The sequence below is a fragment of the Flectobacillus sp. genome, assembly GCF_049240685.1.
Lineage (GTDB): Bacteria > Bacteroidota > Bacteroidia > Cytophagales > Spirosomataceae > Flectobacillus.
The window spans coordinates 9813-11182 of record NZ_JBMLSD010000249.1; the positions used below are offsets into that span (position 1 = coordinate 9813).

Below are 1370 nucleotides of genomic sequence, written 5' to 3' on the forward strand. Positions count from 1 at the left end.
TATCCTTCTGACTGTCTCTTGTATTTTTCTGAACGGCAATGGCACCAAAAAGTGCTAATAGAAAAGCAAAAGCATAAAAGCCTTTTTCACTTGGCAATAGGGTTGCGTTCCATAAACCTACCGTTAGCAGAACAATGGTTAAAATAGTCGAAAACCAACTAAGACTGTAATAAATCGCTGTAACCGGAATGTTTTCGAGTTTGTCACGAACGCTTTTTTGCAATGAAATCACCGAGAAAAGACCATACATCAAAACGGTGAAATAATATCCTTTTTCATTGAGTGCCATTTCGGCGTTCCATAAACCGATGAGATATCCTACGATACCAATACCGAGCGCTACCCAAGAGGCCGCTACAAATGCACTTGAAGGTTGTTGATTCATATTTAAAAGGTTTTGTAATTGAGTTAGAACTTGTTGACAAGATACCAATGATTTGAGAGAAGTATTGTCAACTAATTATTAGATAATAGACATTTTATGACCTATCATTTAACTAAGTAACATGAAATATGAGATAAATAATATATCTGTAATAGAACTTGATAAAGTAATTCTGATTGTGAGTCCCATCAAATAACGGATATACTGCTAACCAGTTACATCTTCTTTCCTAGTTGAGATTTTTGACAAAACAAACAATTCTGCCCACTTCCTCAAAGCCAGCTTTTTGATGAAAGATAATACTTCCTGTATTGGCAAGTTCCGAATCTGAGCATAGTTGCGTATATCCTTGTGAGCGAGCCCACTGTTCGGCTTTATGGATGAGTTGGATAGCTAATCCCTTTTTTCGATAAACATTGTCAACGTAAATTCCTTCGATGTAGGCTACAGGCATATCTTCGGCACCTTCTACATAGTCCTGACGAACACTCAATTCAATAAACCCAATGGGATTTTGATTTTGTAATAAAAGAAAAGCAGTTGGATGATCGGCCAATAATACCTCCTCAAAATGCTCAAACATTTCATCTGTATTGGTATCTGGCCAAAGTTGTGTAGCTAAATGGGCTATAGCCGAAATGTTATCTCTCGATATTTCTTGGATGCTTGTCATTAGAGGTATGTTTTTTACCTAAAAATAAGGTTTTTTTTAATTTAGTTGCTGAGAAATCTTAAATTTAAGTTGTCAGGCGACGAGCAAAAAGTTTGAAAATGAGTAGAAAAACGTTAATAGTTAAAAGCATATTGGTTATTGAAAGGTTTTCATAATCAAAAGGTTATAGTCAAATTTTACCTCTGACATACTATTAATTTAATCTTTCCGATTAAGTAAAAGTAAAGATTAAATTAATAGTATCTCAAACATGAGTCATCCCTAATTTAGCGATTTAGTGATTGAGCGAATGAGTGATTATGTTAAAATTTA

At 34.4% G+C, this 1370-nt stretch carries 2 protein-coding genes; both read right to left on the reverse strand.

Annotated elements, in window-relative coordinates; genetic code table 11:
* On the reverse strand, positions 1-385 hold a 385-nt coding region (gene yiaA, locus ACOVQ4_RS11470), incomplete at its 3' end, for an inner membrane protein YiaA (RefSeq protein ID WP_421820778.1).
* Between the two features lie 229 nt (positions 386-614).
* Positions 615-1058 (reverse strand): aminoglycoside 6'-N-acetyltransferase, encoded by a 444-nt coding sequence (aac(6'), locus tag ACOVQ4_RS11475; protein WP_421820779.1) that lies wholly within the window; start codon positions 1056-1058, stop codon positions 615-617.
* Positions 1059-1370 lie beyond the last annotated feature (312 nt).